General features: G+C 73.0%; 5 protein-coding genes. 2 read left to right on the top strand and 3 right to left on the bottom strand.

The window, feature by feature from the left end; genetic code table 11:
- Both KS423_RS35900 and KS423_RS35895 read right to left on the bottom strand, forming a co-directional pair.
- A partial coding sequence (locus tag KS423_RS35900; RefSeq protein WP_263455594.1) for a SulP family inorganic anion transporter occupies positions 1-636 on the bottom strand: 636 nt, incomplete at its 3' end.
- 445 nt (positions 637-1,081) lie between these two features.
- Positions 1,082-2,089 (bottom strand): ATP-binding protein, encoded by a 1,008-nt coding sequence (locus tag KS423_RS35895; protein ID WP_224283933.1) that lies wholly within the window; start codon positions 2,087-2,089, stop codon positions 1,082-1,084.
- 218 nt (positions 2,090-2,307) lie between these two features.
- On the opposite strand from KS423_RS35895, the gene KS423_RS35890 reads away from it, so the two are divergent.
- Positions 2,308-3,198 (top strand): oxidoreductase, encoded by an 891-nt coding sequence (locus KS423_RS35890; protein WP_224283932.1) that lies wholly within the window; start codon positions 2,308-2,310, stop codon positions 3,196-3,198.
- Positions 3,199-3,577: 379 nt separating this feature from the next.
- Here KS423_RS35890 and KS423_RS35885 read toward each other — a convergent pair whose 3' ends face one another.
- Entirely contained in the window at positions 3,578-4,375 is a 798-nt protein-coding gene (locus tag KS423_RS35885; protein ID WP_224283934.1) for an HAD family phosphatase, read from the bottom strand.
- A gap of 836 nt (positions 4,376-5,211) precedes the next feature.
- On the opposite strand from KS423_RS35885, the gene ssd reads away from it, so the two are divergent.
- Positions 5,212-6,144 (top strand): septum site-determining protein Ssd (gene ssd, locus KS423_RS35880; RefSeq protein ID WP_224283931.1); only part of this gene is annotated, 933 nt, incomplete at its 3' end.

The raw sequence follows: 6,144 nt of genomic DNA, 5'->3' as shown, positions 1-6,144 counted from the left end.
CAGCCGGGCGCCGAACTCACCCGCGCGGCCCGGCAGTCGGCCGAGCCGGGGCCAGCCGACCAGGACGGCCACGGTCACCGCGCCGGCCAGCAGCGCGGGTGGGTGCGGGCCGGCCAACTGCCCCGGCAGGGCGAGGACGTCGGCGATCGCGGAGCTCTGCGGCGAGCCGCCGAGGACGACGTGCAGCTGCGCGATGGCGATGGTGATTCCGACTCCGGCCAGCATGCCGTGCACGATCGCGGGCGAGACGGCGAGTGCGGTGCGGGCCACCCGGCGTGCGCCGAGCAGGAGTTGGAGCAGGCCGGCGGCGACGGTGATGGCGCAGGTGGCCTGCCAGCCGTACTGGGCGATCAGTCCGGCGGTGACCATCGTCAGCGCCGCCGAGGGGCCGCTGACCTGGAGAGGTGTACCGCCGAACAGCCCGACCACGATCCCGCCCACGGCCGCGGCGGCCAGACCGGCGGTGAGTGGGGCGCCGGTGGCGAGAGCGATGCCGAGGGAGAACGGCACGGCGATCAGGGAGACCACGAGGGACGCGGAGAGGTCGTGCGCCCACCGGGCCCGGGGGCCCGGGCCCGGCGGCGCGTGGTCGGTGGCGTCGGAGGCGGTGGGGGCGCTGGAGATGTCGAGGGTCATGGTCTTCCCGTCTGTCCGGGGGAACGAACGCAGTCAGGTCCGGCGGTGAATCCGGGGTGGGGCTCCGGGGCGGATCGGCTGTCGTGGGTCGCGACGGTGTGGCGGGATGGCGTGGGCGCGGCGGGGGAGTGCGGGTGTCACCGGCCGGCGTTGACCATCAGGCCCGCCAGGGCTCCGGGCGAGGTGCGGGACGTCTCACCGGGGGCCGCCGAGCGAACCATCAAGACTCGGTAAACCGAGAGTAATGAAAGCTTTGCACAGCGTGGTTCCGGGAGGGAAGCGGAAAACTCCCTGATTCACCCCATTGGGTGGTGGTCGAACCGTCTGGAATCTGCTGGTCGCAGCGGCCGAGGCGGGGCTGACGGCCGGGGGTCGGAACGCCGAACGGGCCGCGGCCTCCCCGGGGTGGGGGAGGCCGCGGCCCGTTCGGCTGCGGTGGCGCAGGTCAGACGTGGGCACCCGCCGGGGCCGTCCGCTCGCCGTCGTCGGCGAACTCACCCAGGACGAAGTCCTCGTCCACCTGGGTCGCGAGGTCGGTGCCGACCTTGGCGTTGGCCCAACTCTCTGCGTTGCGGCGGTGGAAGAGCGCCGCCTGCTCGGTGTAGCGGCGCACGTCCCGCCACCCGTACGCCGCGTCGGCCTCGATCCGCAGCTCCTCCAGCACCGCCCGGTTGGCCGGCTCCAGGGACTTCAGCGGCGGTTCGGCACCCTGCTCCAGGCGGCGCACCCAGTCCGACTGCCCGAAGGTGGTGAGCAGGTCGTCGCCGACCTCGCGGCGCAGGAAGGCCAGGTCGTCCGGGCCCTGCACCTTGTTGCCGACCACCCGCAGCTGCACGCCGAAGTCGCGGGCGTAGTCCCGGTACTGGCGGTAGACGGAGACGCCCTTGCGGGTCGGCTCGGCGACCAGGAAGGTCAGGTCGAAGCGGGTGAACAGGCCGGAGGCGAAGGAGTCCGAGCCGGCGGTCATGTCGGTCACCAGGTACTCGCCCGGCCCGTCCAGCAGATGGTTGAGCAGCAGCTCCACCGCGCCGACCTTGGAGTGGTAGCAGGCCACCCCGAGGTCCTCCTCGGTGAACGCGCCGGTCGCCAGCAGTCGGACCGAGCCCTCGTCCAGTGCGATCGGGCGGGCGCAGGAGGCGTAGACCGGGTTCTCCTCGACGATCCTCAGCAGTCGCGAACCGCGGCCGGGCGGCGTGGTTTTGATCATCTCGTCGGAGGAGCGGATCAGCGGGTTGCTGCCGCGCAGGTACTCCTTGATCTCCGGCAGGTGTCCGCCCAGCGAGGGCAGCTCGGCGCTCTGAGCGTCCGTCAGCCCCAGGGCCGGGCCCAGGTGCTGGTTGATGTCGGCGTCCACGGCGATGACCGGTCGGCCCATGGCGGCCAGGTGGCGGATGAACAGTGCGGACAGCGTGGTCTTCCCGCTGCCGCCCTTGCCGACGAAGGCGATCTTCATCTGGGGACTCCGGCTCTCGCTCAGGGCCCTCGCTGCGGGCCGCCTGTCCAGGGGTCGCGCACGACGCGCCCCCTAGTTGGAAATCGTTATCGTCTCCGATAGCGGCCATGCTAGCCGTGGTTTGGGTTTCGCCGGGAGGGGGAAGTGAGGATTGCCTCTAATGGGTGATGCGGGGTTGCTGTTCCGGGAGGGGCGCCTCGTTCATTACTCTCGGGTAGGTGAGCACTGGAACTGATCCCCTCGCCCCACTGGCCCAGCTCCCCGGGGTGCCCGACGCGGTGGCCGAGGTGCGCAAGGCCGTCGACCGGCTCTACGGCCACCGGGTGATGCGCCGCCGCGCGGCCGAGGTCACCTCCGAGTCCGCGCTGCGCGGCGCCCGCGCGTCGGCCGCCCTGGCCGGGTCCGACTGGCCGCTGGAGGAGGTCCGCCGCCGCAGCGACTTCGGCGCGGATCCCGAGGCCCGCACGGTCGGCGCGGCCCTGCGGATCGCCGCCGAGGCCGGTCAGCTGCTCAGCATCTGGCGGCACTCGCCGCTCCAGGTGCTGGCCCGGCTGCACCTGCTCGCGGTCGGCGACGGCGATCCGGCCGCCGGTCGCCCGCGGCGGGCCGGGGAGGGCGCCGAGGAGCTGTTCCCGCTGGAGCTGAAGCCGGTGGAGAGCGTCGAGGTCGAGGCCGTGGGCGGGCCGCTGCCCGTGCTGCCGCCCGCTCCGGGCGCGGAGGAGGTCGCGGCCCGGCTCGACCAGCTCTCCCGGCTGCTGGTGGCCCGCGCGGAGGGGCAGGGCGTGGGCACGCCGGCCCTCGTCGTGGCCTCGGTGGTGCACGGCGAACTGCTCGCGCTGCGGCCGTTCGGCACCCACAACGGGGTGATCGCGCGGGCCGCCCAGCGGATCGTGCTGATCGCCGAGGGCCTCGACCCGAAGTCGATCTGCCCGGCCGAGGTCGGCCTGGCGGAGCTGGGCACGGCCGCCTACCGCCGGGCCCTGGCCGGCTACCTGGCGGGCACCCCCGAGGGGATGGCGGCCTGGATCGCGCACTGCGGCCGGGCGCTGCGGCTCGGCGTGCGGGAGAGCACGGCGGTCTGCGAGGCGATGCAGCGCGGGATGGTCTGAGCGGCCGGACCGGGCGGCGCGCGCCCCGTGAGGGGGGCGCGCGGACACGCAGATGCGGCGGCACCTGATCCTGCTGGGTGCCGCCGCTGGTGCAGATACCGGGTGACCATGCATGCACCGGAAGTGCCGATCAGACGGGGATCCTGCCCGTTCGTCTGGTCCGGCGGCCCGACAGCGGGTCGGCTGCATGTGGGTGCCCGGATATCTGTACGTGCGGTCCGTGGGGCCTGAACTGCGTTGTCGGTTTGACCTCTTAGGTCCTGACCGGGTCTCGCGGGCCGTGCTTCATTTGTATCGCGTTTCGGGCGAAAGGGGAACCCGAAACGAGAAGTCCATCACGATTGACCGTTTTGTCCAAGGATTGCCCGGTCCAGTGGCCTCAGGCGACGGGACGCCGCCGGTGGGCCAGGTACCAGATCACCCCGGCGGTCACCGCGGCCGTCCCGACCGCCACGGCGGTCAGCACCGAGCCGCTCGGAGCGGAGAACTCGGGCAGCCGGCGCCGCAGTTCCACCGGCTTGTCGAAGACCAGCACCGGCCACTCCCGGGCCTGCGCCTCCTTCCGCAGCGCGCGGTCGGGGTTGACGGCCGACGGGTGACCGACCGCCTCCAGCAGCGGCAGGTCGGTGGAGGAGTCGCTGTAGGCGTAGGACGCGGCCAGGTCGTAGCCCTCGGTCGCGGCCAACTCCCGGATGGCGGCGGCCTTGTTCTCGGCGTAGGCGTAGTACTCGATCTCGCCGGTGTAGCAGCCCTCCTCGACCTTGAGCCGGGTGGCGATCACGTGGTCCGCGCCGAGCAGCCGGCCGATCGGCTCGACCACCTCGGAGCCGGAGCTGCTGACGATCACCACGTCCCGGCCGGCCGCGTGGTGCTGCTCGATCAGCGAGGCCGCCTCGTCGTAGATGATCGGGTCGATCAGGTTGTGCAGGGTCTCCGCGACGATCTCGCGCACCTGCTGGACGTTCCAGCCCCGGGTGAGCGCGGAGAGGTACTCGCGCATCTTCTCCATCTGGTCGTGGTCCGCGCCGCCGACCAGGAAGACGAACTGGGCGTACGCACTGCGCAGTACGGCCCGACGGTTGATCAGGCCGCCCTGGTAGAACGGGCGGCTGAAGGCCAGCGCGCTCGACTTGGCGATGATGGTCTTGTCGAGGTCGAAGAAGGCCGCCGTGCGCAGCCCGCCGGGTCGGGGGCGAACGGGCGGGCGGAGCTCTTCGGGCCCGGTCGTGTCGCCCTGGGACTCGTCGGCGTGGTCGTCGGCGTTCTCGGTGGTGTCCACGGGAACCGAGGATAGAGGCAGCCGCAAATCACCCCGCCATTCGGCGTACTCGCGGGCGTGCGGGTTTGTGTTTCTGGCCGCTCGGGTACACCATGGAAGTCACGGATCGTTCGCGACCGTGCTAACCCGGTCCGGCTCCTCCCCCCCGAGCCGGGCTGTGGATAGACGACCCCCGCTCTCCCCCCCGGCGGGGGTCGTCGCACGTCCGGGGCCATTTTCGGGGCTTGAACGCCCCTCGTGGCGCATTCGGCGCCGGCGCGTCGTCGGCTTACAGGGGGTGTCGGCAGCTCGGCTCGCCGATCGGCCTTCGTCACTCTGCGTTGCCATTTGCTCATGTCCGTCGAGGACCGAACGGCTGGTTCCGATCGGTGGTGCGGGCCCGTCCGGAAGCGGTGTCCGGAGTGCGGCGGTCGGCGGTCGGCGGTCGGGAGAACGACGGAACGGGATGCGGCGGGCCTCGGTTCATCTCGGTGACCCCTTTCGTCAATTCTTCGCCGATTAGCCCCCCGCCCGGGTGAACGTTTTCATCCACAGCCCACGAGTTATCCACAGGCAATCGGAACCCGGATGACGGAATCCGGATCTCCCCCCACCGTGATGACCGGCGGCGGTCGCCGGGCAGGGCCTCATCCCTTTCCTCCCTCGGAGGGGTCTGTCGGGCGGCCGCCCGCCACAACCGTCCGACGTGCGCCGCCGGCCACCCCCGGTGGCCGGCGGCGCGGAGGGGAGAAACCATGTCGACGCCGATCGCCGACCACATCACCGCCGATGGCCCCGCGGTCGCCGGGCCGCTCGTCGTCACCGAGGACGAGGGCCTTGCCGAGCACCTGCTGCGGATCTGCGCGGCGGCGGGCACCGAGCCGAGGCTGGTCCGGGGCGGTGCGCCGCCGACGCGGGACCTCTGGGAGGGGGCCTCCCTGGTCCTGGTCGGGGACGACCAGGCCGCCCGCTGCTCCGGGCTGGGCCGGCGCGGAGGGGTGCTGCTGCTCGGGCTGGACCTGGACGATCCCGGGGTGTGGGTCAGAGCCGTCCAACTCGGGGCCGAACACGTGCTGTTCCTGCCCGACGCCGAGGCCTGGTTGCTCGACCGGATCGCCGATGCGGCCGAGGGCGTCGGCTGCCCGGCGGTCACCGTGGCGGTGCTCGGCGGGTCCGGCGGGGCCGGGGCCTCGACGCTGGCCTGTGCGCTGGCGGTCACGGCCGCGCGGGCGGGCCGGCGGACGATGCTCCTGGACGGCGATCCGCTGGGCGGGGGCATCGACATCCTGCTCGGCGGTGAGCGGGTCAGCGGGTTGCGCTGGCCCGATCTGGCCGGCTCCCGAGGGCGGGTCAGCGGGGCCGAGCTGGCCCGGGCGCTGCCGGCGCTCAAACGGCTCTCCGCGCTGTCCTGCCTGTCCTGGGACCGCGGCGACACCCTGACGGTGCCGCCGGAGGCCATGCGCAGCGTGCTGGCCGCCTCCAGGCGGCGCGGCGGCCTGGTGGTGGTCGACGTGCCCCGTCACCTCGATGCGGCTGCCGGGCAGGCGCTGGAGCAGTCCGACCTGGCGCTGCTGGTGGTGTCAGCCGAGCTGCGCGCAGTGGCCGCCGCCGACCGGGTCGCGGCGGCGGCCCGGATGCGGCTCGGGGACGTCCGGGCCGTGGTGCGGCCGGTGCGGGTCGGCGGGCTC

The sequence above is a fragment of the Streptomyces sp. LS1784 genome (assembly GCF_020103755.1).
Classification (GTDB): domain Bacteria; phylum Actinomycetota; class Actinomycetes; order Streptomycetales; family Streptomycetaceae; genus Kitasatospora.
Note: the sequence above shows the minus strand (reverse complement) of the source record. Positions and strands in the feature narration are given on the sequence as shown.